Annotated in this window: 16 protein-coding genes and 1 pseudogene; 7 read left to right on the forward strand and 10 right to left on the reverse strand. The window is 70.2% G+C overall.

The window, feature by feature from the left end; all coding sequences use genetic code 11:
* The first annotated feature begins 5 nt into the window (after positions 1-5).
* The 6 genes from ACO1BR_RS18395 to ACO1BR_RS18420 all read left to right on the forward strand — a co-directional run bounded on the left by ACO1BR_RS18395 (position 6) and on the right by ACO1BR_RS18420 (position 7257).
* Complete coding sequence (locus ACO1BR_RS18395; RefSeq protein WP_426796139.1) at positions 6-662, forward strand: DUF3000 domain-containing protein; 657 nt, start codon at positions 6-8, stop codon at positions 660-662.
* A 347-nt stretch (positions 663-1009) separates the two neighbouring features.
* Positions 1010-1672, forward strand: a complete 663-nt coding sequence (locus ACO1BR_RS18400; protein WP_016573641.1) for a response regulator transcription factor — start codon at positions 1010-1012, stop codon at positions 1670-1672.
* Between the two features lie 80 nt (positions 1673-1752).
* Complete coding sequence (locus tag ACO1BR_RS18405) at positions 1753-3027, forward strand: HRDC domain-containing protein (RefSeq protein WP_426796140.1); 1275 nt, start codon at positions 1753-1755, stop codon at positions 3025-3027.
* Between the two features lie 224 nt (positions 3028-3251).
* Positions 3252-4472 carry a thiolase family protein gene (locus ACO1BR_RS18410; RefSeq protein ID WP_426796141.1) on the forward strand — a complete coding sequence of 407 codons (1221 nt, stop codon included), beginning with the start codon at positions 3252-3254 and terminating at the stop codon, positions 4470-4472.
* A complete protein-coding gene (locus ACO1BR_RS18415) occupies positions 4469-6598 on the forward strand; it encodes a 3-hydroxyacyl-CoA dehydrogenase NAD-binding domain-containing protein (RefSeq protein ID WP_426796142.1) in 2130 nt (709 codons plus the stop codon). Before ACO1BR_RS18410 ends, ACO1BR_RS18415 begins: the two co-directional genes overlap by 4 nt.
* Positions 6599-6858: 260 nt before the next feature.
* Positions 6859-7257 (forward strand): NTP pyrophosphohydrolase, encoded by a 399-nt coding sequence (locus tag ACO1BR_RS18420; protein WP_426796176.1) that lies wholly within the window; start codon positions 6859-6861, stop codon positions 7255-7257.
* 119 nt (positions 7258-7376) lie between these two features.
* Here ACO1BR_RS18420 and ACO1BR_RS18425 read toward each other — a convergent pair whose 3' ends face one another.
* From ACO1BR_RS18425 to ngcE, 9 genes and pseudogenes are all read right to left on the reverse strand, one after another.
* Positions 7377-8939, reverse strand: a complete 1563-nt coding sequence (locus ACO1BR_RS18425; protein WP_426796143.1) for an amino acid permease — start codon at positions 8937-8939, stop codon at positions 7377-7379.
* A 207-nt stretch (positions 8940-9146) separates the two neighbouring features.
* Positions 9147-11217 (reverse strand): annotated as a pseudogene (gene dxs / locus ACO1BR_RS18430) (1-deoxy-D-xylulose-5-phosphate synthase); the annotation flags it as partial.
* Between the two features lie 221 nt (positions 11218-11438).
* Positions 11439-12710 carry a sugar ABC transporter permease gene (locus ACO1BR_RS18435; RefSeq protein ID WP_426796144.1) on the reverse strand — a complete coding sequence of 424 codons (1272 nt, stop codon included), beginning with the start codon at positions 12708-12710 and terminating at the stop codon, positions 11439-11441.
* Positions 12707-13507, reverse strand: coding sequence for an ATP-binding cassette domain-containing protein (locus ACO1BR_RS18440; RefSeq protein ID WP_426796145.1), 801 nt, complete (start codon positions 13505-13507; stop codon positions 12707-12709). The genes ACO1BR_RS18435 and ACO1BR_RS18440 overlap by 4 nt, the downstream gene beginning before the upstream one ends.
* Before the next feature lie 98 nt (positions 13508-13605).
* Positions 13606-14700, reverse strand: a complete 1095-nt coding sequence (locus ACO1BR_RS18445; RefSeq protein ID WP_426796146.1) for a substrate-binding domain-containing protein — start codon at positions 14698-14700, stop codon at positions 13606-13608.
* A gap of 140 nt (positions 14701-14840) precedes the next feature.
* Entirely contained in the window at positions 14841-16040 is a 1200-nt protein-coding gene (locus ACO1BR_RS18450; protein ID WP_426796147.1) for an ROK family transcriptional regulator, read from the reverse strand.
* A 269-nt stretch (positions 16041-16309) separates the two neighbouring features.
* Positions 16310-17239, reverse strand: coding sequence for a carbohydrate ABC transporter permease (locus ACO1BR_RS18455; RefSeq protein WP_426796148.1), 930 nt, complete (start codon positions 17237-17239; stop codon positions 16310-16312).
* 11 nt (positions 17240-17250) lie between these two features.
* Positions 17251-18174, reverse strand: coding sequence for a carbohydrate ABC transporter permease (locus tag ACO1BR_RS18460; protein WP_159507592.1), 924 nt, complete (start codon positions 18172-18174; stop codon positions 17251-17253).
* A gap of 51 nt (positions 18175-18225) precedes the next feature.
* Positions 18226-19659, reverse strand: a complete 1434-nt coding sequence (ngcE, locus tag ACO1BR_RS18465; RefSeq protein WP_426796149.1) for an N-acetylglucosamine/diacetylchitobiose ABC transporter substrate-binding protein — start codon at positions 19657-19659, stop codon at positions 18226-18228.
* Positions 19660-20081: 422 nt separating this feature from the next.
* Here ngcE and ACO1BR_RS18470 point away from each other — a divergent pair, with 422 nt between their 5' ends.
* Complete coding sequence (locus tag ACO1BR_RS18470) at positions 20082-23501, forward strand: GH92 family glycosyl hydrolase (RefSeq protein ID WP_426796150.1); 3420 nt, start codon at positions 20082-20084, stop codon at positions 23499-23501.
* Positions 23502-23606: 105 nt separating this feature from the next.
* On the opposite strand, the gene acnA is transcribed toward ACO1BR_RS18470, so the two are convergent.
* A complete protein-coding gene (gene acnA / locus ACO1BR_RS18475) occupies positions 23607-26321 on the reverse strand; it encodes an aconitate hydratase AcnA (RefSeq protein WP_426796151.1) in 2715 nt (904 codons plus the stop codon).
* Positions 26322-26568: the final 247 nt, after the last annotated feature.

Consider the following 26568-nt stretch of genomic DNA (forward strand, 5'->3'; position numbering starts at 1 on the left):
CGGGCATGGCTGCGGCTCACGAACACCTCGCGGACAGCGCGGACGAGACCCCGATCCCCTTCCGCCAGGCGGTCGAGGCGCTCCGGGCGGCACGACTGCGGCCGGAGATCGAGATCGACCCGACACCCGCGCCGAAACGGCTCGCCCCCTTCGCGTACGCGCTGGAGGCCGCGGTGGTCGAGCGCGAGGCGGGACCGGGCGGGGAGGACAAGGACCTGGCGGACGGGCGGCTGGTGGTCCTCCACCAGCCGGCCGGCGACGACACCTGGCAGGGCACGTTCCGGCTGGTGACGCTGGCGCGCGCGGAGCTGGAGCCGGAGATGGGCGCCGATCCGCTGCTGCCGGAGGTGTCGTGGTCCTGGCTCACCGGCGCGCTGGAAGCGCGCGGCGTGCGGTACGGGGCGCCCAGCGGCACGGTCACGCGGGCCGGGTCGCACTACTTCGGCGGGCTGTCGGCGCGGGAGCCGGCGACCCAGATCGAGATCCGGGCCTCCTGGACGCCGACCGAGGGGCCGGGCGGGGTGCCGGATCTGGCGGCACACCTGTCCGCGTGGTGCGATCTGCTGTGCCAGGTGGCCGGGCTGCCGCCGACCCCGCTCGACCCGGCGCCGCGCGGCGGTGTCGTACCGCTCCCCCAGCGGCGCGGTCCGCAGCCCCACTGAGCTGCGGCGCTTTCCTCTTCGTACGGCCCGCGGGCGGCGGGCCGCCGTGTGCGGGCCGGCCGCGGCGCCGCTTGGTCCGCCGGCCCGGCCGCTCCCGTGATCATCTCGGCGCCGACTCGTGTTGGGTCCGGGCGGCATCGCGTACGCCTGTGATCACCTCGATATGCACTCCATGCTCACCTTGATCGCTCACGCATCCGATTTGCCCGAATTGCCCCTAACTAAATCGTGATCAAAGTCTAAAGTCCCGCCGGTTTGCTGCCGAAGAGGTCAGTGACCCTTCAAACACGGATCTTTCCGGCTCTCCCCAGCCGACTTCCGTCCCCGCCACTCCCCCAGGAGGCCCGGTGTCAGTTCTCCTTGAGCAACCTTCGAGCCTGGTCGCCTACCGCCCGAACAAGCCGACCGCCATGGTCGTCGTGGCCGACCCTCGTGTCCGCTCCACCGTCACCCGCCACCTGTGGGCCCTCGGAGTACGTGACGTGATCGAGGCGTCGTCCATCGCGGAGGCCCGTCCCCGCGTCGGCAACCCGCGCGACATCTGCGTTGCCGACGTCCACCTTCCCGACGGCTCCGGCCTCACGCTGCTGTCCGAGACACGGGCGGCCGGCTGGCCCAACGGTCTCGCACTGTCCGCCGCGGACGACATCGGCGCCGTACGCAACGCCCTCGCCGGCGGCGTCAAGGGCTATGTCGTCACCGGTACCCGCACCAACCTCGGCCTGCCGGGACGGCCGGGCGCCGCGCCCATCGGCGCCAACGCCGCCCGGATGCAGCGCCGCCCTCCGGGCGCGCCCGGACACCCCGGTGGCTACCGCGAGCTGTCGGGGCGCGAGGTCGAGGTGTTGCGGCTGGTGGCGGAGGGCCAGTCCAACAAGGCCATCGGCGTGTCGATGGGGCTGTCGGCGCTGACCGTCAAGAGCCACCTCGCCCGCATCGCGCGCAAGCTGGGAACCGGCGACCGGGCCGGAATGGTGGCGGTGGCCCTGCGCACCGGCATCATCCACTGAACCCCCGCTTCCGACCCGTCTCGCCCGTCGAGGGAACATTCCCCCGACGGGCGACGTGCATACACAGATACCCTTGACTGGTGACCGACGCCCAAAAGACCGCAGCAGACACGACACTGCGAGTACCCGGAGACTCGCCTCCGGATTCCCGACCGGCGCCGGTACCCCTACTGGAACCCCGCGAAGGCATCCCCCCGGTGACCGCCACCCCCGAGGCGCTCGCCGAGATCGTCGCCGCCTTCGCCGCCGGCCGCGGCCCCGTCGCCGTCGATGCCGAGCGCGCCTCGGGATACCGCTACGGCCAGCGCGCCTACCTCGTCCAGCTGCGCCGCGAGGGCGCCGGCAGCGTGCTGATCGACCCGGTCGGCTGCCCCGATCTCTCCTCGCTCGGCGAGGCGGTCGCCGGCGCCGAGTGGGTGCTGCACGCCGCCACCCAGGACCTGCCCTGCCTGCGCGACATAGGGATGGTCCCCACCCGGCTGTTCGACACCGAGCTGGCCGGGCGGCTGGCCGGCTTCGCCCGGGTGGGCCTCGGCGCCATGGTCGAGAACGTCCTCGGCTACGCCCTGGAGAAGGGCCACTCCGCCGTCGACTGGTCCACCCGCCCGCTGCCCGACCCCTGGCTGCGCTACGCCGCGCTCGACGTCGAGCTGCTGGTGGACCTGCGCGACGCGCTGGAGGAGGAGCTGGAGCGGCAGGGGAAGCTGGAGTGGGCCCGGCAGGAGTTCGCCGCCATCGCCGCCGCTCCCCCGCCGCCACCCCGCAAGGACCCCTGGCGCCGTACGTCCGGGATGCACAAGGTCCGCCGGCGCCGGCAGATGGCGGTCGTACGGGAGCTGTGGACCACCCGCGACCAGGTCGCCCAGCGGCGCGACGTGTCGCCGGGCAAGGTGCTCGGCGACGGCGCGATCGTGGAGGCCGCGCTGCATCTGCCGCCGAACAGCCATGCGCTGGCCGCGCTGCCCGGCTTCGGGCACCGGATGGGCCGGCGCCAGCTGGAGCAGTGGCAGGCCGCCGTCGACCGCGCCCGGGCGCTGCCGGACAGCGAGCTGCCGCAGCCCGGCCAGCCGCTCAACGGCCCGCCGCCGCCCCGTTCGTGGGCCGACAAGGACCCCGCGGCGGCGGCCCGGCTGTCGGCCGCGCGGGCCGCGGTGACGGCGCTGGCCGAGCACCTGAGCCTCCCGCAGGAGAACCTGATCACCCCGGACACGGTGCGCCGGCTGTGCTGGGAGCCGCCGGCCCGCCCCACCGAGGAGGCGGTCGCCGGGATCCTGGCCGGGCACGGCGCCCGCCCCTGGCAGGTCGACCAGGTCGCTCCGATCCTCACCGAGGCGCTGCTGACGAACGGCGAGTGAGCCGGCTCCCTCCGTTTCCCGGTGGCACACGGCCCCGGCCGCGCGAGACCGCGCGGCCGGGGCCGTGTGCGTGCGGCCGCCGCGGCCGGGGGGCGGTGTGACGTTCGCCGCTCCGGGCGAGAGGGGTGTGCAGCTTGGTTACCCGTAAGTAGCATGTGGGGTGTGACGCGTCCTCCGGGGCGCGCCCCGCAGCAGTGCCACCCCGCACCTGGAGGAGAGCCAACGTGCCTCGTACCGCTAGGGACGTCGTCTTCGTCGACGGCGTCCGCACCCCGTTCGGCAAGGCGGGCCCGAAGGGCATCTACCACGAGACCCGCGCCGACGACCTGGTCGTCAAGTGCATCCGGGAGCTGCTGCGCCGCAACCCGGACCTGGACCCGGCCCGGATCGACGAGGTCGCCCTCGCCGCCACCACCCAGATCGGCGACCAGGGCCTGACCCTGGGCCGTACCGCCGCCATCCTGGCGGGCCTGCCGCAGTCCGTGCCCGGCTTCTCCGTCGACCGGATGTGCGCCGGCGCGATGACCGCGGTGACCAGCGTCGCCGGCGGGGTGTCCTTCGGCGCGTACGACATCGCCGTCGCCGGCGGTGTCGAGCACATGGGCCGCCACCCCATGGGCGAGGGCGTGGACCCCAACCCGCGCTTCGTCTCGGAGAAGCTGGTCGACCAGTCCGCGCTCTTCATGGGCATGACGGCGGAGAACCTCCACGACCGGCTGCCGCACATCACCAAGCAGCGCGCCGACGAGTACGCGGTGCGCAGCCAGGAGAAGGCCGCGAAGGCGTACGCCGACGGCAGGATCCAGGCCGACCTGGTGCCGATCTCGGTGCGCCGCACCAACGCCGAGGCCGGCGAGACCGGTTGGGGCCTGGCCACCGCCGACGAGCCGATGCGTCCGGGCACGACGCTGGAGAACCTCGCCGGCCTGAAGACCCCGTTCCGCCCGCACGGCCGGGTGACCGCGGGCAACGCCGCCGGCCTCAACGACGGCGCCACCGCCTCACTGATCGCCGCCGAGGACGTGGCGCGCGAGCTGGGGCTGCCGGTCAAGATGCGCCTCGTCGACTACGCCTTCGCGGGTGTCGAGCCCGAGGTCATGGGCATCGGCCCGGTTCCGGCGACCCAGAAGGCGCTGGCCAAGGCCGGTCTGACGATCGACGACATCGGCCTCTTCGAGATCAACGAGGCGTTCGCCGTCCAGGTGCTCTCGCTGCTCGACCACTACGGCATCGCCGACGACGACCCGCGGGTCAACCAGTACGGCGGCGCCATCGCCTTCGGCCACCCGCTGGCGTCGTCCGGTGTGCGTCTGATGACGCAGCTGGCGCGGCAGTTCGAGGAGCAGCCGGAGGTCCGCTACGGCATCACCACCATGTGCGTCGGCTTCGGTATGGGCGGCACGGTCATCTGGGAGAACCCGCACTTCGAGGGGGCAGGCAAGTGAGCACCACCGCTGAGCTGTTGAAGGGTGCGGCCGAGCTGTTCCCGGACGAGGTCGTCACGCAGGCGCACGTGCGCCACCTCGACCTCCCCCAGGGCGCCGGCCGGTTCGCGCTGATCACGCTGGACAACGGCCTGGACCACACCAAGCCGACCACCTTCGGCCCGCAGTCGCTGGCGAACCTCAACACCGCCATCGACCAGGTCGAGAAGGAGGCCGCGGCCGGCGAGATCGTCGCCGCGGGCATCACCGGCAAGCCGTTCATCTTCGCCGTGGGCGCCGACCTCAAGGGCGTCGAGCTGCTCAAGCGCCACGCGGACGCGCTGGCCATCGGCAAGGGCGGCCACGACGTCTTCAAGCGGCTGTCGTCGCTGGCCGTGCCCACCTTCGCGTACTACAACGGCGCGGCGATGGGCGGCGGTGTCGAGGTCGGTCTGCACTGCACCTACCGCACCGTCTCCAAGGCGCTGCCCGCCTTCTCGCTCCCCGAGGTCTTCCTCGGCCTGGTGCCGGGCTGGGGCGGCTGCGCGCTGCTGCCGAACCTGATCGGCGCGGACCGCGCGGTGAGCGTGATCATCGAGAACTCGCTCAACCAGAACAAGCAGCTCAAGGGCCAGCAGGTCTTCGACCTCGGCATCGCGGACGCGCTCTTCGAGGGCGCGGACTTCCTGGAGCAGTCGCTGCACTGGACCGCCGCCGTCCTCAAGGGCGACACCGAGGTCGTACGGCCCGAGGTCGACCGCGGTGAGGCGTGGGACGCGGCCGTGGCACGCGGCAAGGCGATCGCGGACGGCAAGGTGCACGGTGCGGCCCCGGCCGCCTACCGGGCGCTGGACATCATCGCGGCGGCCAAGAACGGCGACCTGCGGCAGGGCTTCGACGCCGAGGACCAGGCGCTCGCCGACCTGATCATGGGCGGCGAACTGCGGTCCGGCATCTACTCGTTCAACCTGGTGCAGAAGCGCGCCAAGCGGCCCGCCGGTGCGCCGGACAAGTCGCTGGCCCGTCCCGTCACCAAGGTCGGCGTGGTCGGCGCGGGCCTGATGGCCTCCCAGCTGGCGCTGCTGTTCGCCCGCCGCCTGGAGGTCCCGGTCGTCCTCACGGACATCGACCAGGCCCGGATCGACAAGGGCGTCGCGTACGTCCACGGCGAGATCGACAAGCTGCTGCTCAAGGGCCGGGTCAACCAGGACAAGGCCAACCGCCTCAAGGGCCTGGTCAGCGGTCACCTCGACAAGGCCGCCGCCTTCGGCGACGCGGACTTCGTCATCGAGGCCGTCTTCGAGGAGATGGGCGTCAAGCAGAAGGTGTTCGCGGAGGTCGAGGCCGTGGTGCCGGAGCACGCCGTGCTCGCCACCAACACCTCCTCCCTCTCGGTCACCGAGATGGCGTCGAAGCTCAAGCACCCCGAGCGGGTCGTGGGCTTCCACTTCTTCAACCCGGTCGCGATCCTGCCGCTGCTGGAGATCGTCCGGGCCGAGAAGACCGACGACGCGTCGCTGGCCACCGCCTTCGCGGTCGCCAAGTCGCTGAAGAAGACGGCCGTGCTGGTGAAGGACGCCCCGGCGTTCGTCGTCAACCGCATCCTGACCCGCTTCATGGGCGAGATCCAGAACGTCATCGACGAGGGCACCCCGGTCGCCGTCGCCGAGAAGGCGGTCGAGCCGCTCGGCCTGCCGATGTCGCCGCTCGTCCTCCTGGAGCTGGTCGGCCCGGCGATCGGCCTGCACGTCTCCGAGACGCTGCACGGCGCCTTCCCGGAGCGCTTCACGGTCTCCCCCAACCTCAAGGCGGTCGTCGAGGCCGGCAAGCGCGGCTTCTACGTCTACGACAGCGGGAAGCCGGAGCTGGACCCGGAGGTCGCCGCACTGCTGAAGCAGGGCGACTCGGTGCTGACCGAGGAGCAGGTCCGCGACCGCGTGCTGGACGCCGTGGCGCAGGAGATCGGCCTGATGCTGGACGAGGGCGTGGTCGCCGAGGCGCAGGACATCGACCTGTGCCTGATCACCGGCGCCGGCTGGCCCTTCCACCTGGGCGGCATCACGCCGTACCTGGACCGTGAGGGCGTCTCCGAGCGGGTGACCGGCAAGAAGTTCCTGTCCCCGGGCATCGCGAGCGTTCCCGTCTAAGGGGCCGCGCGCGGGGATGGTCAGGCGCGCGGGCCGGCTCGGTGGAGCCGGTCCGCGCGTCGCCGCGTTTTTGGGCTCCGCTCCCGGGCGCGGCCGGGAGGCGGCGTGCGTCCGCGCGCGTCCCCCACCCCCGAACCCACCCCCCGCCCCCTCCCCCGAAGGGGGAGAGGGGGAGGGGGCGGGGGAAGACCTCGCGGGCCGAGGCAGACCGGCCTGCCGTGGCAGGTGGCCGACCGTGGCAGGCTGACCGTATGGATTCCATGGACTCCCTGGTCATCGTCGATGCCGCGAATGTGGTCGGCTCGGTGCCCGACGGCTGGTGGCGGGACCGGCGCGGGGCGGCTCGGCGGCTGCGGGACGCGCTCGGGCAGTACGCCGGCACGGGGCTGCCGGGGCTGGTCGCGCCGCCGCTGGAGATGGTCCTCGTGGTGGAGGGCGCGGCGCGCGGCGTGCCGTCCGCCGAGGGCGTGCGGGTGGTGTCCGCGTACGGCAGCGGCGACGACCGGATCGTGCAGCTGGTGGCCGAGGAGGGCCGGGGGCGGGACTGCCTCGTGGTCACCGCGGACCGCGGGCTGCGGGAACGTGTACAGGCGCTGGGGGCCGCCGTGACGGGCCCCCGGACGGTGTGGGGTGGACGCGGTCGCGGCGCGGCGCCGTAGCGGCCCGGACCGGTGCACAGGGCGGTGCGCGGCCCCCGCGGCACCGTTCCGTACGGCCGCGGGGACGGCCCGTACCGCCCCAAGGGCCGTACGGGCCGCGGTGGTTGGCGAGCGGTCCGCTATGCGCGGGCGCCGGCCGGGCCCCGGTCCTCGGTGCGGGTGCCGAGGCGGCTGTGGCCGCGGCCGTAGACGAAGTAGACGGCGAAGCCGATCGCCATCCAGATCGCGAACCGGATCCAGGTCTCGGCGGGCAGGTTGAGCATCAGCCAGAACGAGGCGAGGACGGAGAGGACCGGGATCAGGGGGACCAGGGGCGTGCGGAAGGCGCGCGGCAGGTCGGGGCGGGAGCGGCGGAGGAGGACGACGCCGATGGCGACGACCACGAAGGCGAAGAGCGTGCCGATGTTGACGAGTTCGGCCAGCACGTCGATGGAGGTGAAGCCGGAGACGACCGCGACGACGGCGCCGAGCACGATGGTGGAGCGGTGCGGGGTGCCGAATGTCGGGTGGACGCGGGAGAAGACCTGGGGCAGCAGCCCGTCGCGGCTCATCGCGAAGAACACCCGGCTCTGGCCGAGCAGCAGGATCATGCAGACCGAGGTCAGGCCGACGGCGGCGCCGAAGCTGATCAGGTCCGCGAAGAACGGGTACCCGACGTGCTTGAAGGCGTCGGCGAGGGGGGCGTCCACGGAGAGCCGGTCGTACTTCTCCATGCCGGTGACGACGACGGACACGGCGACGTAGAGCAGGGTGCAGATGGCCAGCGAGCCGAGGATGCCGCGCGGTACGTCGCGCTGCGGGACCCGGGTCTCCTCGGCGGCGGTGGCCACGATGTCGAAGCCGATGAAGGCGAAGAAGACCACCGCGGCGGCGGCGAAGATGCCCATGATGCCGAAGTCGGACGGGGTGAAGCCGAACATCAGCTGGGAGAGCGGCGCGGCCAGTCCGCCGCCGCCCACGGCCGGCCGGCTCGGCGGGACGAACGGCTGGTAGTTGGCGCCGGAGACGAAGAACGCGCCGGCGATGACGACTAGCAGGACCACGGCGACCTTGATGCCGACGACCACCGCCGTCACCCGGGAGGACAGCTTCATGCCGAACACCAGGACGGCGGTGAGCACCAGGACGAGGACGCAGGCGAGCAGGTCGAAGCCGAACCGCCCGCCATGGGTGCCGGACAGTGCGGACGGCAGGTGCAGCCCGGCGGAGTCCAGCAGCGAGCGCACATAGCCGGACCAGCCGACGGCGACCACCGCGCAGCCCAGGGCGAGTTCGAGGATCAGGTCCCAGCCGATGATCCAGGCGGGCAGCTCGCCCAGTGACGCGTACGAGAAGGTGTAGGCCGACCCGGCGACCGGGACGGTGGAGGCGAACTCCGCGTAGCACAGCGCCGCCAGCGCGCAGACCACGCCCGCGACGACGAAGGACACCGCGACGGCGGGCCCGGCCTGTTCCTTGGCGATCTTTCCGGTGAGGACGAAGATGCCGGTGCCGATGACGACACCGACGCCGAAGACGGTGAGGTCGAGCGCCGAGAGGGACTTCTTGAGCGAGTGCTCCGGCTCCTCGGTGTCCCGGATCGACTGCTCGACGGTCTTCGTGCGGAACACGCCGCGATCGCGGCGGGATTCCCCGGGCGGTCCCGGTGGCCGGTGACCTTGCGGTCCGTGCTGTGTGCTCATGGGCGAACCTCCGCCTGGATGGCCCTGACGCAACTGTCCTGAACTGACCGAGTGTCTGCAATGTCCGTAAACAGTGAGCTTCGGCGGGCCTTTCGGACGCGGGGATTCACCCGATGGGGTGCGACCGCGGTCATGCCGATGGGCCGACCGGAACACCCGTACGGATGTCCGGCCGGCCCATCAGGGGTGACGGCTGCGGGCGCCGCCTCAGTCGCGGGCCACCTCGGCGGGCTCGGCCGCCTTCCCGGTGCCGCCGGCCCCCGGGACCGCCTCGCCGTCCGCGGCCGGGGCGCCGGTGGCGTCGCCGCGGTTGTCCATCTTGGCGACCAGGCCGGTCACCTGGCGCGCGATGTCCGGTGCGGTGAGCCCGATCTCCGCCAGCACCTCCTTGCGGGAGGCGTGGTCCAGGAACCGCTCGGGGATGCCGAAGTCGCGCAGCGGGATGTCCACCCCGGCGTCCCGCAGCGCCTGGGCGATGGCCGAACCGACGCCGCCGGAGCGGATGTTGTCCTCGACGGTGACCACCACGCGGTGCCGCGCGGCCAGGCCCGGCAGCGCCTCGTCGACCGGCTTGACCCAGCGCGGGTCGACGACGGTGGTGGAGATGCCCTGCTTGTCGAGGAGGTCGGCGACCTCCAGGCACATGGGGGCGAGCGCGCCGACCGAGACCAGCAGCACGTCGGGGCGGTCGGCGGCGGGCTCGTGGAGCACGTCCATGCCGCCGACCCGTCCGACCGCCTCGACGGCCGGGCCGACCGCGCCCTTGGAGTAGCGCACCACGGTCGGCGCGTCGTCGACCTCGACGGCCTCGCGCAGCTGGGCGCGCACCTGGTCGGCGTCGCGCGGGGCGGCGATCCGCAGGCCGGGGACGACCTGGAGGATCGACATGTCCCACATGCCGTTGTGCGAGGCGCCGTCGGTGCCGGTGACGCCGGCGCGGTCCAGGACAAAGGTGACGCCGCACTTGTGCAGCGCGACGTCCATCAGGACCTGGTCGAAGGCGCGGTTGAGGAAGGTGGCGTACACCGCGAAGACCGGGTGCAGGCCGCCGGTGGCCATGCCGGCGGCGGAGACCGCGGCGTGCTGCTCGGCGATGCCGACGTCGTAGACCCGGTCCGGGAACCGCTTGGCGAACTTCTCCAGGCCGACCGGCTGGAGCATGGCCGCCGTGATGGCGACGATGTCCTCGCGCTCCTTGCCGAGCGCGACCATCTCGTCGCCGAAGACGGAGGTCCAGTCCTTGCCGCCGGAGGAGATGGGCAGGCCGGTGTCGGGGTGGATCGGGCCGATGCCGTGGAAGCGGTCGGCCTCGTCCTGCTCGGCGGGCTGGTAGCCGCGGCCCTTCTGGGTGAGGCAGTGGACGATCACCGGGCCGCCGAAGCGCTTGGCGCGGGTCAGCGCGGACTCCAGCGCCTCGATGTCGTGGCCGTCGATCGGGCCGACGTACTTCAGGCCCAGGTCCTCGAACATGCCCTGCGGCGCGATGAAGTCCTTCAGGCCCTTCTTGGCGCCGTGCAGGGTCTCGTAGAGCGGCTTGCCGACGACGGGGGTGCGCTCCAGGAGGTCCTTGCCGCGGGCCAGGAAGCGCTCGTAGCCGTCGGTGGTGCGCAGGGTGGCGAGGTGGTTGGCTAGGCCGCCGATGGTGGGCGCGTAGGAGCGCTCGTTGTCGTTGACGACGATGACGAGCGGGCGGTCCTTGGCGGCGGCGATGTTGTTGAGCGCCTCCCAGGCCATGCCGCCGGTCAGCGCCCCGTCGCCGATGACGGCCACGACCCGGTCGTCCATGCCGCGGACCTCGTTGGCCTTGGCGAGGCCCTCGGCCCAGCCCAGGACCGTGGAGGCGTGGCTGTTCTCGATGATGTCNGACCCGGTCGTCCATGCCGCGGACCTCGTTGGCCTTGGCGAGGCCCTCGGCCCAGCCCAGGACCGTGGAGGCGTGGCTGTTCTCGATGATGTCGTGCGGGGACTCGGCACGGGAGGGGTAGCCGGAGAGCCCGCCCTTGGCCTTGAGCCTGGTGAAGTCCTGGCGGCCGGTCAGCACCTTGTGGACGTAGGACTGGTGCCCCGTGTCGAAGAGGATCTTGTCCTTCGGGGAGTGGAAGACGCGGTGCAGGGCGATGGTCAGCTCGACCACGCCGAGGTTCGGGCCGAGGTGTCCGCCGGTCTTGGAGACCGCGTCGACGAGGAAGCCACGAATCTCCCCCGCCAGCTGTGTCAGCTGGTCCGGACTCAGACGGTCCAGGTCGCGCGGCCCCTTGATACGGGTCAGCAATGCCACCCCATGCCTCCTTGCTGCCGTGGTCGAGCTTGCCGATCAGATGAGTCTAATGTTGCGTCCGCCGCGGGCGCGGCCGGGTGCGGCGATGTATGTCACTTGGGTGACAGCGGCCCGAAACGGCGCTTTTCGGCCGCCGTGGCGTGGGTCACCGCACGGAAACCGGCCCCCACCGGGACACGCCCGGTAGAGGCCGGTTTCTGCCGATATACGGCCGGTGGGGATCAGGTCCGGCCGGCGGTCTTCTGCGTCCGCCGCGACACCGAGTCGATCACTACGGCGGCCAGTAGCACCGCGCCGGTGATCATGTACTGGATCTCGCTGGCCATGCCGAGCAGGTTCAGCCCCTGCTGGATCGACTGGATGACCAGCATGCCCAGCAGCGCGGACCAGATCTTGCCGCGCCCGCCGAAGAGGCTGGTGCCGCCGATGACCGCCGCCGCGATGACGTTCATCAGCGTGTTGCCGGCGCCCAGGTTCTTGGTGGCGCCGCCGGAGAGGCTGGCGATGAACAGTCCGCCGAAGGCGGCCAGCATGCCGGAGATGGCGAAGACGGTGATCCGGACCCGGTTGACGTTGATACCGGCCCGGCGGGCCGCCTCCGCGTTGCCGCCGACCGCGAAGATCTGCCGGCCGTAGGAGGTGCGGCGCACCACGAAGTCGGCGACGACCAGGACGGCGAGGAACAGCACCAGGGCCAGCGGCAGCCCGCGGGCGCCGCTCGGCTCGTTGAGTTCGTAGGCGACGACGAAGGCGATCACCGCGACGACACCGGTGCGCAGCAGGATCTCGCCCAGCGGCCGGGACGGCAGGGCGGCGGCCCGGCGCCGCTTGCTCTCCAGGAGGAGCGAGCCGGCGTACGCGAGGACCGCGATCGCGGCGAGGCCGTAGGCGGCGGCCTTGTTCTCGAAGTAGTAGCCGGTGAGGTTCTCCACCAGGCTGCCGCTGGGGGTGTTGATGGAGCCTTCCTTGCCCATCATCCAAATCTGCAGGCCGCTCCAGCCCAGGAACCCGGCCAGGGTGACGACGAAGGCGGGCACCCCGACCTTGGCGAAAAAGAACCCGTGCAGGGCGCCGATGGCGGCGCCCGCGGCGATGGCCAGCACGACCGCGAGCCAGTCGTTGAGGCCGTGCGTGACGCTCAGCACGGCCCAGACGGCCGCGCCGACGCCGGCCACCGAGCCGACCGACAGGTCGATCTCGCCGAGCAGCAGCACGAACACGATGCCGACGGCCATGATGCCCATGCCGGAGGTGTAGACACCGATGTTGGCGAGGCTGTCCGCGGACAGGAAGCTGCTGTTCTTGATCTGGAAGACGACCGCGATGACGAGCAGGCCGATGATGACCGGCAGCGAGCCCAGCTCACCGCCGCGCACCCGGCGCACGAACTCTTCGAGGTAGCCGGCGAAGCCCTTCTCCCGGACCAGCAGCCGGGGGTCGACGGCGGCCGGCTGCGGGGTCTCGGGGCCCGCTTCGGTGGTCTGCTCACTCATGCCCCGGCCTCCTTCTTCACCTGGTCCGTACGCGCCTTGCGGCGGGTGACGGCGTTGTCCGAGGCGCCGGTGATGGCGGCGATGATCTCTTCGTGGGAGGTGTCCGCGACGTTGAAGACACCGTTGTTGCGACCCAGCCGCAGCACCGCGACGCGGTCCGCGACGGCCTGTACGTCGGCCATGTTGTGGCTGATGAGGATGACGCCGAGGTCGCGTTCGCGCAGCCGCTCGACGAGGTCGAGGACCTGCGCGGTCTGCTCGACGCCCAGGGCGGCGGTCGGCTCGTCGAGGATGACGACCTTCGGCTCGCCGATCAGCGCACGGGCGATGGCGACCACCTGCCGCTGGCCGCCGGAGAGCGCGGCGACCGGGATGCGGACGCTGGGGATGCGGATGGACAGCGTGTCCAGGAGCTCCTTGGCGCGCTTCTCCATGGCGATCTCGTCGAGGACGCCGGCGGAGCGGATCTCGCTGCCGAGGTAGAGGTTGGCGACGACGTCGAGGTTGTCGCAGAGCGCGAGGTCCTGGTAGACGGTCGCGACGCCGAGTTCCTGGGCGTCGTGCGGCTTGCCGATACGGACCGCCTTGCCCTCCCACTCGATGACGCCGTCGTCGACCGGGTGGACGCCCGAGATGGTCTTGACGAGCGTGGACTTGCCGGCGCCGTTGTCGCCTACGAGGGCGACCACCTCACCGGGGCGGATCTCCAGGGTGACGTCCGTGAGGGCTTGGACGGCGCCGAAGCGCTTGGAGACTCCGCGCAACGCCAGCACAGGCGTAGCGGACACGTGAATCATCTCCTTCACCGCCGTCGCTGCGGCGGGAGTGGTGGTGCGAAGAGCGGGGGTACGGGCCCCCGGCCGGTGGCGGGGCCGGGGGCCGGGGGCGGGGCGCGTTACTTGATACCCGCTGCCTCGCAGGCCGCCTTGACGTCGCCGGTGCAGATCTGGCTCGCCTGGTAGACCTTGTCCTTGATGATCGTGTCCTCGATGTTGTCCTTGGTCACGATCTGCGCGTCGTAGAGCTTCGCCGGGATGCCCTTGACCTCGCCGCTGAGGCTGTCGACCTTGGTGGGCGTCAGGGAGTCGATCTTCTCGCCCTTGAGCAGGTTGACCGCGATCTCGGCGGTGGAGTCGGCCTGCGGCTTGATCTGCTTGTAGATCGTGAACGCCTGGTCGCCCTTGAGGATCCGCTGGAGACCCGCGAGCTCGGAGTCCTGGCCGCCGACCGGGACCTGGATGCCCTGCTGCTTGAGGGCGGTGATGATGCCGCCGGCCATGCCGTCGTTGGCCGAGTAGACGCCCTGGAAGCCGTCCTTGCCGAGCGAGTCGATGGCCGCGCTCATCTTCTTGTTGGCCTCGTCCGGCGACCAGTCCGGGATGTCCTGCTCGTAGACGACCTTCTTGACCTGCTTGTCGAGGACGCTGTGGGCGCCCTTCTTGAAGAACGGCGCGTTGGGGTCGGTCGGCGAGCCGTTGATCATGACGACATTGCTGTCCTTGGCCTTGTCGCCGAGCGCCTTGACCAGTGCCTGGCCCTGGAGGCGGCCGATCTTCTCGTTGTCGTAGGAGACGTAGGCGGAGATGTTGCCCTCGGCCAGCCGGTCGTACGCGACGACCTTGACGCCCTTCTTCGCGGCCTCGTTCACCCAGGACTTGGTGGCCTTGTAGTCGACCGAGTCCAGGATGATCACCTTCACGCCCTGGGTGATCAGGGCGTCGAACTGCTTCTTCTGGTTCTGGGTGTCCTGGTCGGCGTTGTTGTACTTGACCGTGCAGTCGGCGCACAGCGCCTTGATCTTCGCCTCGATCAGCGGGCGGTCGAAGGTCTCGTACCGCGTGGTCTTGTTCTCCGGCAGCAGCAGGCCGATGGTCTTGGTGTCGCCGCCACCGCCCTTGCCGCCGTCGCCGGCCTTGCCGCAGGCGGCCACGGAGAGGGCCATCGAGACGGCGGCGGTACCTATGACGACGCGACGCGTCCAAACGTTCATGGGGGTTGCCTCCCTGACATGGCCGCGTCGTTGCGGCCGAGGTGGCTGGAAGTCAACTCGGCCGCCGCCCGACCGTCAAGGAGTAAATCCTTAACGAGATGACAACGGTGCCATGCGTTTGGGGTGTGAACGTAAGCCGCTCACGCTATAGCGGGTGCGTCCGCACTGTGCGTACCGTCGAGCAGGCTCGAATCGCCCATCTCGCTCAGCACGAGGGCCAGCGCCCCCAGGACTTCGGCCCGGCCGCCGAGCGTGCCCGGCACGATGCCCAACTGGCGTGCCGCGCTGGGGATCGCGTACCGCGACACCGACTCCCGGATCGGCGCGAGCACCAGCTCGCCGGCGTCCGCGAGGTCACCGCCGAGCACCACTCGGCTGGGATTGAGCAGATTGCACAGATTCGCCACACCACTACCGATATGGCGGCCTACGTCCGCAATCACCCGGCGGCAGCCCGGGTCGCCCTCGCGCGCCAGCTGCACCACCCGCGCCATGGTCAGATCGGGGCCGTGGCTCGGCTGGAGCAGCGGGAGGACGTAGCGGGCGGCGGTGAAGGTCTCCAGGCAGCCGCGGTTGCCGCAGCGGCAGACCGGCCCGGACTCGTCCAGGGTGATGTGCCCGATCTCACCGGCCGTGCCGCCCGGCCCGCGGTAGATCTGCCCGCTGATCACCAGTCCGGCGCCGACACCGCTGGCCACCTTGATGTACGCCAGGTCCGCGGCGCCGCGACCGCCGCCCCACACCAGCTCGCCCAGCGCGCCCAGGTTGGCGTCGTTGTCGACGTACACGGGCACGCCGAGGCGCCCGGACAGCTCCTCGCCGGGATTGGTGCCGGACCAGCCCGGCAGGATCGCCGTCGACCCCAGCGTGCCGGATTCCACGTCGATGGGGCCCGGCACGCCGAGTCCGACGCCGATGACCTTGTCGGCGCTGATACCCGTCTCCGCGATCAGCCGGCTGACCAGGCGCTCGGCCCGGTCGAAGCCCTCCGCCGCCGAGGCGTCCACGTCGATCGGCTCGGCCTCCTCGGCCAGCACCTCGTGGGCCAGGTTGCCGACCGCGACCCGCAGGTGGGAGTGGCCGAAGTCGACGCCGACGACGATGCCCGCGTCCCCGGAGAGTGAGACGCTGCGGGCCCGTCGACCGCCCGCGGAGGTGGGCGTCACCTCGACGGTCCCGCCGTCCTTCAGCTCACGCACGATGTTCGAGACGGTGGCCGCCGACAGCCCCGTGGTCCGGGCGATCTCCGCCTGCGTGAGCGAGCCGGCCATGCGCACCGCGCGCACGACCCGCTCCAGATTGGCCCGGTGCAGCGAGGACTGCGACCCCGGAGTCTCCATCGACTCATCCACTCCCGCCTGGGTCGGGCAGTGCGACGACTGCCCGCCGGCCGCACCCACACCATCGGGGGGCGGCTTTCGATTTCAACATGTGAACTCTAAGCAGAACGCCGACGGGGAAGTCTCGTCAAGGCGTTGAGCCCTGAGTGATCGGCGGGGCAGGAGCGCGGCGGCGCCTGCACCGCAAGGGCGGCCCGCCGCCGCGGAACCGCCCGGTGTGGCGCAAAACATTCGCCGTGGGACGTGAGCGCCCCCTCCGTGCCGGAGCGCTACTTGAGCGCCCCCGCCGTCAGTCCGGCCTGCACCTGGCGCTGGAAGACGAAGTAGACGAGGAGCACCGGCAGCATCGCGATCATCATGCCGGCCATCAGACCGCCCCAGTCGCCCTCGTAGCCCTGCTGGAGCGCGATATTGGCGAGGCCCTGGGTCAGCACGTATTTGTCCTCGTCCTGGTTGAGGACCATCGGCAGCAGGTACTGGTTCCACTGCCCGAGGAAGTTGAAGATCCCGATGCTGATCAGGCCGGGCTTGGCCATCGGGAGCATGACCTGGAAGAACGTCCGGGCGTGCGAGGCCCCGTCGATCATCGCCGCCTCCGCCACAGAGGTCGGCAGGGTGCGGAAGAACGACGTCATGAAGAAGACGGTGAACGGCAGCGAGTAGGCGATGTAGACGGCGATCAGGCCCTGGTACGTCGCCAGCAGCGGGATTCCGGGAAAGTCCCGCATCACGAAGAACAGCGGGATGACCAGCATGAAGACCGGGAAGGACATACCGGCGACGAAGAGGTAGTAGATGACCCGGTTCCCGGGGAACTGAAAGCGTGCCAGGACATAGCCCGCCATGGATCCGAGCACCATCGTGCCGGTGACCGAACCGCCCACCACGATCAGGGTGTTGAGGAACATCTTGCCGATGTTCGCCTTGTCCCAGGCGTTGACCCAGTTCTCGAAGTGCAGCTTTCCCGGGAGCGACCAGGGGGTGGTGAGGATGTCGCCGCTGCTCTTGAAGGAACTCCAGAGCACCCACAGCAGCGGCATGCCCACCATCAGCGCCCAGACGAACAGGATGCCGTGCGAGAAGACGTTGAGCGTGCCGCCCTCGGAACTCCGGCGCGTGGTCCGGGCGCCTTTCCGGTCGTCCGATCGCGGCCCGCCGAGCACCGGACGCTCTTCCGCCGCATTGGTTTCCGTCGTCATGCGCCCCGCCCCTAGAACTCGATCCGCTCACGGCGCGCGAAACGCATCGTGAGGACGGCGAACAACAGCGTCACGACGAGCATGGCCACACCCATCGCCGCCGCATAGCCGAACTGACTGTCACGGAAGGCGGTTTGGTACAACCGGAGCGGTACGACGTCCGTCGCGCCGGCCGGGCCGCCCATGTTGACCGACATGATCTGCACCAGCGCGAAGGCGTCCATCGCGATGATGCCCATATAGACCCAGCCGGTCTGCACGGTGTCCCACAGCAGCGGCAGGGTGATCCGGAAGAAGGTGTGGAAGCGGTTGGCTCCGTCCAGCAGCGAGGCTTCGTAGATCTCCCGGGGAATGGAGGCCATGGCGGCGGAGAACAGCACGACGTAGAAGCCGACGTTCGCCCAGACCATCACCACCATGATGCAGGCGAGCGCGATGCTGCCGGCGCCCAGCCAGGAACTCTGGAGGGAGTGCAGACCGACCGCGCCCAGCAGCGAGTTGAGCATGCCGTCGTGCGGATCCGGATTGTAGATGTTGAACCAGATCACCGAGATGATGGTGATCGAGATGACCTGCGGGAAGAAGTAGACGAATTTGTAGAACGACGCGCCGCGGACGCCGGTGATGACCGCCCCGCGGCGGGCCCTTCCGCCGACGTTCAGCATGAAGGCGAAGAACAGTCCCAGCGTCAGCGTCGCGATCGGCACCAGCACCAGCATGACGACGTTGTGCCGGAGCGCGTTCCAGAATTCGCCGCTGTGCAGCAGCTTGGCGTAGTTGTCCAGTCCGACGCTCTTCGCAGTACCGCGCAGCCCGCTCCACTCCGTCGTCGAGATCTGGAACGCCTGGACGAACGGGGAGATCACAAAAACCCCGTAGAGCAGCAGAGGCAGGGCCAGGAACCCCACGATGAATCGGTACTTGCCGTGTCGCATGGCGCTCCCCGGCCCTCCCTCGTCAGCGGTGGTACGTGGTCGGATCCCCGGTCAGGAGCCGCGGTGGAACTTGGTGACGGAGCTGTCCTTGGCGGTCTCGTCCGCGTACTGCTGGGCTTTCCTGATCCAGTCCGCGGCCTTCATGTCACCGGTCAGCAGCTGGCTGGTGAGCCCGCCCAGCTTTTCGTCGGTCAGCTTCGGGTACCACTCCTGAAGCTGGATCATCAGCAGGTTCTTTCCGCCCTCCTTGACGGCGCGCGCCGCGGAGGAGAGGCCCGGGGACAGCTGCATTCCGTCGGTCGCGCCCTGGACGGAGGTCAGCGACTTGACCTTGGTCGCGAAATTCTGTGCGTGCTTCTTGGACAGCATGATTCTCAGCAGTTCCATGCCGCCGACGGGGTTCTTGCCACCCTTGGCGACGATGAACGGTTCACTGGGCTCGGCGCGCAGGGTGCCGTGCGGCATCTTGTCGCCGCTGCCGCCGTTGAAGAGCGGGCCGACGGCCATGCCGAAGTCGGCGGGGGTGGTCGGCGCGGCCTCGTTCTCCACCCAGGAGCCGTTCGGGATGAAGGCCGCCTTGCCCCGGGTCCAGGCGGTCTGCGCCTGAATGTGCGTCAGGCCCTGGCTGCCTTCCAGGAAGTAGCCCTTGGCGGCCAGTTCCTCGTAGTGCCCGATGACCTGCTTGACCGCGTCGTTCGAGGTCCAGGCGTTCGGCTCCAGGTTGTCGATGGCGATCCACTTGTCGAGTCCGCCGATCTTGGCGATCTGCGCGAAGATGTTGAAGTGGACGTAGTACGGGTACTTCCCCGGATACGTCCAGGGCGCGATCCCCGCCTTCTTGATCTCGGCGCAGAGCGTGATCATGTCGTCGAACGACGCGGGATAGGTCCAGCCCTTGTCCTTCAGCAGTTTGCCGGAGTACCACGTGCCGTAGACCGTGAAGGCGTAGTAGAAGACGTCGAAGGTGTCCTTGTGCTTGCCCTTTTCGATGGTGCTGGGGTAGAGCGTGTCCCGGACCTTCTTCTTCGGGTCGTCCATCGACGGGGCGTCGAGCAGCGGCGTGAGATCCTGCAACTGTCCCTGTGCGGACAGCTTGTTCATATCGAGGTGGTCGGCTCCGGAGTTGTCGATCAGATCCGGCGGATTGCCGCCGGCGAAGCGCGGCTGGAGCTTGGGGCCGACCTGCTGGGTGCCGATGTGCTTGACGGTGGTGCCGTACGCCTTGTTGAAATCGGCCTCGGCGTCCTTCGCGTACTGGTCGCCCAGCCCGCCCTTGAAGATGAACGCCTCCAGCGGCGCCCCGTTCTTCACGCCGAGGGGATTCCTTGCCGAGGTGGCGCCCTTGTTCTTGGTACCGTCGTCCGAGCCGCCACCGCCGCCGGTGGCACAGGACGACAGTGCGCCCATGGCCGGTACGGCGAGAATTCCCAGGGCCGCGGCCCGCTTGACCAGATCGCGACGGTTGACTTCAGAGGTGGATCCCATGCTCAAGTCCTCGCCTTCTTCAGGACTCAGGCGGTGTACCGGAGCCACCCCGGCACCGCAGGTCAGATGAAGCTGAGTGGTACGGGATGTGCACCGGGCTCGCCGGGGATACGCGGGGAATTCCTCCGACCCGCCCTTTCCCCCGGTTTTCCCCGGCATCCACGGCCTCTGGTCGCACGGCCGCTCGGACGCCGATAGGTATAGTCCACTTCCGGCCGAAGGGGCAAGATCGGATACCGGGTCGGCCGGGCTTCTTTCCCTAGTTGAGACCTCACCGGTATGCACACACCCGGCCCCTCGTTCTCCGCGACACGGGCACCCGCGGATCACCCCGGCACCCTTGACACCAAAGTGCCCACGCACCTTACTTATCTCTGCAATACGCAACTGACAACGATGTCAATCTCGTTGAGAGGGCTCGCGTGCGGCACAGACACCGGCACAGTCCACCGCGGGGGATCGCCCGCCCCGTCGCCCTCGCGGCGGCGGCTCTGCTCCTGGTCACCGCGCCGGGCGCGACCGGCGCGGCCCAGGCCGCGCCGCCGCAACCGCCCCAGGGGTCGGCGCGGTTCAGCTCCTCCTTCGAACCGGGCCAGCCGCAGCCGGACTGGACCGACACCGTCGAGACCGGCCCCGACGGCACGCCGAAGACCTCCGGCGTCAGTGCGGAGGCCACCCCCGGGGCGCCCGGCATGAGCACCCGGACCGACACCGGCCCGTCCGACTCCCCCACCGCCAAGGCGCACGCCGGCTTCACCGGCGGCCACGCGCTGCGGTACGCCGGCACCCACACCGCCGCCGGCCGCGGGTACGCGTACAACAAGATCTTCCGGGTCAACACCCCGGTCACCGCGGCGACTTCACTCTCGTACAAGATCTTCCCGGAGATGTCCGCCACCGATCTGGACTACCCCGCGACCCATGTCGCCGTCGACCTGGCCTTCACCGACGGCACGTATCTGAGCCAGCTGCACCCGGTCGACCAGTACGGGGCGCCGCTGACCCCGCAGGGCCAGGCCGCGGCCAAGACGCTCTACGTCAACCAGTGGAACAACCGGGAGTCGCGGATCGGCGCGGTCGCCGCCGGCAAGACCATCGCGCGCATCCTGCTCGCCTACGACGCGCCCGCCGCGCCGCGCACCGCGCCGGCCTTCCGCGGCTGGGTCGACGACATCGCCATCGGCCCCAAGGCCCCGGAGAAGCCGCTCACCCACCTCTCCGACTACGCCGTCACCACCCGCGGCACGCTCTCCAGCGGCAGCTTCTCGCGCGGCAACACCTTCCCCGCCACCGCGGTCCCCAACGGCTTCAACTTCTGGACCCCGGTGACCAACGCGGGCTCCGCCGACTGGCTCTACGACTACGCGCGGAGGAACAACGCCGACAACCTGCCCACCCTCCAGGCGTTCAGCGCCAGCCACGAGCCGAGCCCCTGGATGGGCGACCGGCAGACCTTCCAGGTGATGCCGACCGTCGCCGCCGGCACCCCGGACGCCTCGCGCACCGGCCGGGCGCTGCCCTTCCACCACGCCAACGAGACGGCCCGCCCGCACTACTACGGCGTGACCTTCGACAACGGCCTGAAGACGGAGATCGCCCCGGCCGACCACGCCGCGATGATGCGCTTCACCTTCCCCGGCGACCACGCCGGCCTGATCTTCGACAACGTCAACGACAAGGGCGGCCTGCACCTGGACCTCGCGCACGGTGTCGTCAGCGGCTACTCGGACGTCAAGAGCGGGCTGTCGATCGGCGCCGGCCGGCTGTTCGTCTACGGCGTCTTCGACAAGCCGGTGACCGGCGGCGGCCGCATCGGAGGCGGAGGCGGCAAGGACGTCACCGGCTACCTCCGCTTCGCGCCCGGCGCGGACCGCACCGTGACGATGCGGATCGCCACCTCGCTGATCGGCGTCGACCAGGCGAAGGCCAACCTCGCCCGGGAGATCCCCGACGGCGCCACGTTCGCCGCCGTCCGGGACCGCGCGCAGGCGCGGTGGGACGCCCTCCTGGGCCGCATCGAGGTCCAGGGCGCCACCCGCGACCAGCTGACCACCCTCTACTCCAGCCTCTACCGGCTCTACCTCTACCCCAACTCCGGGTCGGAGCAGGTCGGTTCGCGGGTCCGCTACGCCAGTCCGTTCTCCCCGCCGGCCGGTCCGGACACCCCCACCCGCACCGGCTCGAAGATCGTCGACGGCGCGGTGTACGTCAACAACGGCTTCTGGGACACCTACCGCACCACCTGGCCCGCCTATTCCCTGCTCACCCCGGGCCTGGCCGGGAAGATGGCCGACGGCTTCGTCCAGCAGTACAAGGACGGCGGCTGGATCTCGCGCTGGTCGTCACCGGGCTATGCGGACCTGATGACCGGGACCAGTTCCGATGTCGCCTTCGCCGACGCCTATGTCAAGGGCGTGCGGTTCGACGCGGCCGCGGCCTACGACGCGGCCGTCAAGAACGCCACCGTCGCCCCGCCGTCCTCCGGCGTCGGCCGCAAGGGCATGACCACCGCACCGTTCCTCGGCTACACGAGCACCGACACCCGCGAGGGCGCGTCCTGGGCGCTGGAGGGCTATCTCAACGACTTCGGCATCGCCCGGATGGGACAGGCGCTCTACGCGAAGACCCACAACCCCCGCTACCGGGAGGAGTCCGCGTACTTCCTGGGCCGGGCCCGCAACTACGTCACCCTCTTCGACCGCCGGATCGGTTTCTTCCAGGGCAGGGACGCGCAGGGCCACTGGCGGCTGCCCCCGGGGACGTTCGACCCGCGCGTCTGGGGCTACGACTACACCGAGACCAACGCCTGGACCTACGCCTTCACCGCACCGCAGGACACCCGGGGGCTGGCCAACCTCTACGGCGGCCGGGCCGGTCTGGCGAGGAAGCTGGACGCGTACTTCGCCACACCGGAGACCGCGGCACGGCAGTTCGCCGGCTCGTACGGCGAGGTCATCCACGAGATGACCGAGGCCCGCGACGTCCGGATGGGCATGTACGGGCACAGCAACCAGCCCGCCCACCACATCGCCTACCTCTACGACGCCGCCGGGCAGCCCTACAAGACCCAGCAGAAGGTCCGCGAAGTGCTCGGCCGGCTCTATCTCGGCAGCGAGATCGGCCAGGGATATCCGGGCGACGAGGACAACGGCGAGATGTCCGCGTGGTACGTCTTCAGTTCGCTCGGCTTCTATCCGCTGGTGATGGGGCAGGGCGAGTACGCGGTGGGCTCCCCGCTGTTCACCAAGGCCACCATCCACCTGGAGAACGGCCGCGACCTCACCGTCAACGCCCCCCGCAACAGCGCCCGCAACGTCTACGTCCAGGGCCTGCGGGTCAACGGGAAGCCGTGGAACTCCACCGCCCTGCCGCATGCGCTGCTGGCCCGCGGCGGCACCCTGGACTTCGCCATGGGCCCCCGTCCCTCCCGCTGGGCCACCGGTCCGGACGCCGCGCCCACCTCGATCACCCGGGACGACCGGGTGCCGGCGCCGCCGGTGGACGTGACGATCCCGTCGGGCCCGCTCTTCGACAACTCCTCGGCCACGTCGCAGGAGTTCACGTCGGTGGAGCTGCCGGTGGCGCGGCCGGTGCGGGCCGTGCAGTACACGCTCACCTCGGCGGACCGTGCGCGGGCGCCCGGCGACTGGGTGCTGGAAGGGTCGCAGGACGGGACGTCGTGGACGGAACTGGATCGGCGGACCGGTGAATCCTTCGCCTGGGACCGCCAGACCCGCGCGTTCTCGATCGCTGCGCCGGGTTCGTACCGGCACTACCGCCTGGTCTCCTCGCACAAGGCGGTACTGGCGGAAATAGAGCTTCTCGCGCCGCCGCAGGGGTAGTCGGCGGCTGAAGGCCCGTGCAGAATCCTGAGCCCCGGAAAGCAGAGGGCCGCACCCCCCTTCCGGGGAGTGCGGCCCTTGTGCTCAAGCGCCCTCGGGCGCCGCCTACTTGCGGATCAGGCTCCGCAGCACGTACTGCATGATGCCGCCGTTGCGGTAGTAGTCCGCCTCACCGGGGGTGTCGATGCGGACCACCGCGTCGAACTCCACACCGCTGTCGGTGGTGACCTTGACCGTGCGCGGCGTGCTGCCGTCGTTCAGCTCGGTCACACCGGAGAAGGCGAAGGTCTCCTCGCCGGTCAGGCCCAGCGACTGGGCGGACGCGCCCTCCGGGAACTGGAGGGGCAGGACGCCCATGCCGATGAGGTTCGAGCGGTGGATGCGCTCGTAGGACTCGGCGATGACGGCCTTGACGCCGAGCAGCGCGGTGCCCTTGGCGGCCCAGTCGCGGGACGAGCCGGAGCCGTACTCCTTGCCGGCCAGGACGACCAGCGGGATGCCGGCGGCCTGGTAGTTCTGCGACGCGTCGTAGATGAAGGAGACCGGAGCGCCGTCCTTCGTGAAGTCGCGGGTGAAGCCGCCCTCGGTGCCCGGCGCGATCTGGTTGCGCAGGCGGATGTTGGCGAACGTGCCGCGGATCATGACCTCGTGGTTGCCGCGGCGCGAGCCGTAGGAGTTGAAGTCGCGGCGCTCCACACCGTGCTCGGTGAGGTACTGGCCGGCCGGGGTGTCGGCCTTGATCGCACCGGCCGGGGAGATGTGGTCGGTGGTGACCGAGTCGCCCAGCTTGGCGAGGACGCGGGCACCGGCGATGTCGGTGACCGGGGTGGTCTCCATCGTCATGCCCTCGAAGTACGGGGGCTTGCGGACGTAGGTGGACTCGGCGTCCCACTCGAAGGTGTTGCCGGTCGGGATCGGCAGCGCCTGCCACTGGGCGTCGCCCGCGAAGACGTCGCTGTAGGACTTGTTGAACATGTCCTCGCCGATGGCGTTGGCCACGACGTCGTTGACCTCGGCCTCGGAGGGCCAGATGTCCTTGAGGTAGACCGGGTTGCCCTCGGTGTCGGTGCCCAGCGCCTCGCGGGTGATGTCCACCTTCATGGAGCCGGCGAGGGCGTACGCGACGACCAGCGGCGGGGACGCCAGGTAGTTCATCTTGACGTCGGGGTTAATCCGGCCCTCGAAGTTGCGGTTGCCGGAGAGGACCGAGGTCACGGCCAGGTCGTGGTCGTTGACGGCCTTGGAGACCTCCTCCGGCAGCGGGCCGGAGTTGCCGATGCAGGTGGTGCAGCCGTAGCCGACGAGGTTAAAGCCGACCTTGTCCAGGTACGGGGTCAGGCCCGCCTTGTCGAAGTAGTCGGTGACGACCTTGGAGCCGGGCGCCAGGGTGGTCTTGACCCACGGCTTGCGGGTCAGGCCCTTCTCCACGGCCTTCTTCGCGACCAGCGCGGCGGCGACCATGACGTAGGGGTTGGAGGTGTTGGTGCAGGAGGTGATGGCCGCGACCGTCACCGCACCGTGGTCGATCTGGTACGTCGAGCCGTCGGGGGCGGTGACGGTGACGGGGTTGGTCGGGACGCCGTTGGCGGTGGCCGGGGCGTCGGAGGCCGGGAAGGACTCCATGCCGGCCTCGTCGGCGGTGTCGACGTAGTTGCGGACGTCCTGGGCGAACTGCTGGGCGGCCTCGGCGAGGACGATGCGGTCCTGCGGGCGCTTCGGGCCGGCGATCGACGGGACGACCGTCGAGAGGTCCAGCTCCAGCTTCTCGGAGAAGTCCGGCTCGGCGGCCGGGTCGAGCCAGAGGCCCTGCTCCTTGGCGTACGCCTCGACCAGCGCGACCTGCTGGTCGCTGCGGCCGGTCAGGCGCAGGTAGTTGAGGGTCTCGCCGTCGATCGGGAAGATCGCGGCGGTGGAGCCGAACTCCGGCGACATGTTGCCGATGGTGGCGCGGTTGGCGAGCGAGGTGGCGGCGACGCCCTCGCCGTAGAACTCCACGAACTTGCCGACGACGCCGTGCTTGCGCAGCATCTCGGTGATGGTCAGCACCAGGTCGGTGGCGGTGGTGCCCGGCTTCAGCTCTCCGGTCAGCTTGAAGCCGACGACGCGCGGGATGAGCATGGAGACCGGCTGGCCGAGCATCGCGGCCTCGGCCTCGATGCCGCCGACGCCCCAGCCCAGCACACCGAGGCCGTTGACCATGGTGGTGTGCGAGTCGGTGCCGACGAGGGTGTCCGGGTACGCCTGGCCGTTGCGGACCATGACCGTACGGGCCAGGTGCTCGATGTTGACCTGGTGGACGATGCCGGTGCCCGGGGGGACAACCTTGAACTCGTCGAACGCGGTCTGGCCCCAGCGCAGGAACTGGTAGCGCTCCTTGTTGCGGCCGTACTCCAGCTCGACGTTCTGCGCGAACGCGTCGTGGGTGCCGAACTTGTCGGCGATGACGGAGTGGTCGATGACCAGCTCGGCCGGCGCCAGCGGGTTGATCTTCGCCGGGTCGCCGCCCAGCTCCTTGACGGCCTCACGCATGGTCGCGAGGTCCACGACGCAGGGCACGCCGGTGAAGTCCTGCATGATCACGCGGGCCGGCGTGAACTGGATCTCCTGGCTCGGCTGCGCCTGGGAGTCCCAGTCGCCGAGCGCACGGATGTGGTCGGCGGTGATGTTCGCGCCGTCCTCGGTACGGAGCAGGTTCTCCAGCAGCACCTTCAGGCTGTACGGCAGGCGGGCTGCGCCCTCGACCTTGTCCAACCGGAAGATCTCGTAAGACTCGTCGCCCACCTTCAGGGTGCTGCGGGCGTCGAAGCTGTTCGCCGACACGACAGTCTCCTTCATGCATGATTTCGCGCGTACCACCTGCATCCTGCCGTCACAGGTCCCAGCCGATCCGCTAAGGTACGCCTTAGTTAGGTATGCCTAACTAGCGCGGCAGCGGTACGCCTCTCGCCAGATATCTCGATGTCGAGATAACTCTAGTACATCGCCGCGGCGGGGTCATGCCCTGCCCGCGTGATCTGGCCCCCTCCCGCGGGCGGCGGCCCCGCACGGCCGTCCCCACCGGCGGCAC

It is taken from the genome of Streptomyces sp. YGL11-2 (assembly GCF_050054615.1).
Taxonomy (GTDB): domain Bacteria; phylum Actinomycetota; class Actinomycetes; order Streptomycetales; family Streptomycetaceae; genus Streptomyces.

Coding starts and splice junctions, on each gene's coding strand:
- ACO1BR_RS18395 (WP_426796139.1), top strand. CDS start 6: ATGGCTGCGGCTCACGAACACCTCGCGGACAGCGCGGACGAGACCCCG.
- ACO1BR_RS18420 (WP_426796176.1), top strand. CDS start 6,859: ATGGACTCCCTGGTCATCGTCGATGCCGCGAATGTGGTCGGCTCGGTG.
- ACO1BR_RS18425 (WP_426796143.1), bottom strand. CDS start 8,939: ATGAGCACACAGCACGGACCGCAAGGTCACCGGCCACCGGGACCGCCC.
- ACO1BR_RS18435 (WP_426796144.1), bottom strand. CDS start 12,710: ATGAGTGAGCAGACCACCGAAGCGGGCCCCGAGACCCCGCAGCCGGCC.
- ACO1BR_RS18440 (WP_426796145.1), bottom strand. CDS start 13,507: ATGATTCACGTGTCCGCTACGCCTGTGCTGGCGTTGCGCGGAGTCTCC.
- ACO1BR_RS18445 (WP_426796146.1), bottom strand. CDS start 14,700: ATGAACGTTTGGACGCGTCGCGTCGTCATAGGTACCGCCGCCGTCTCG.
- ACO1BR_RS18450 (WP_426796147.1), bottom strand. CDS start 16,040: ATGGAGACTCCGGGGTCGCAGTCCTCGCTGCACCGGGCCAATCTGGAG.
- ACO1BR_RS18455 (WP_426796148.1), bottom strand. CDS start 17,239: ATGACGACGGAAACCAATGCGGCGGAAGAGCGTCCGGTGCTCGGCGGG.
- ACO1BR_RS18460 (WP_159507592.1), bottom strand. CDS start 18,174: ATGCGACACGGCAAGTACCGATTCATCGTGGGGTTCCTGGCCCTGCCT.
- ngcE (WP_426796149.1), bottom strand. CDS start 19,659: ATGGGATCCACCTCTGAAGTCAACCGTCGCGATCTGGTCAAGCGGGCC.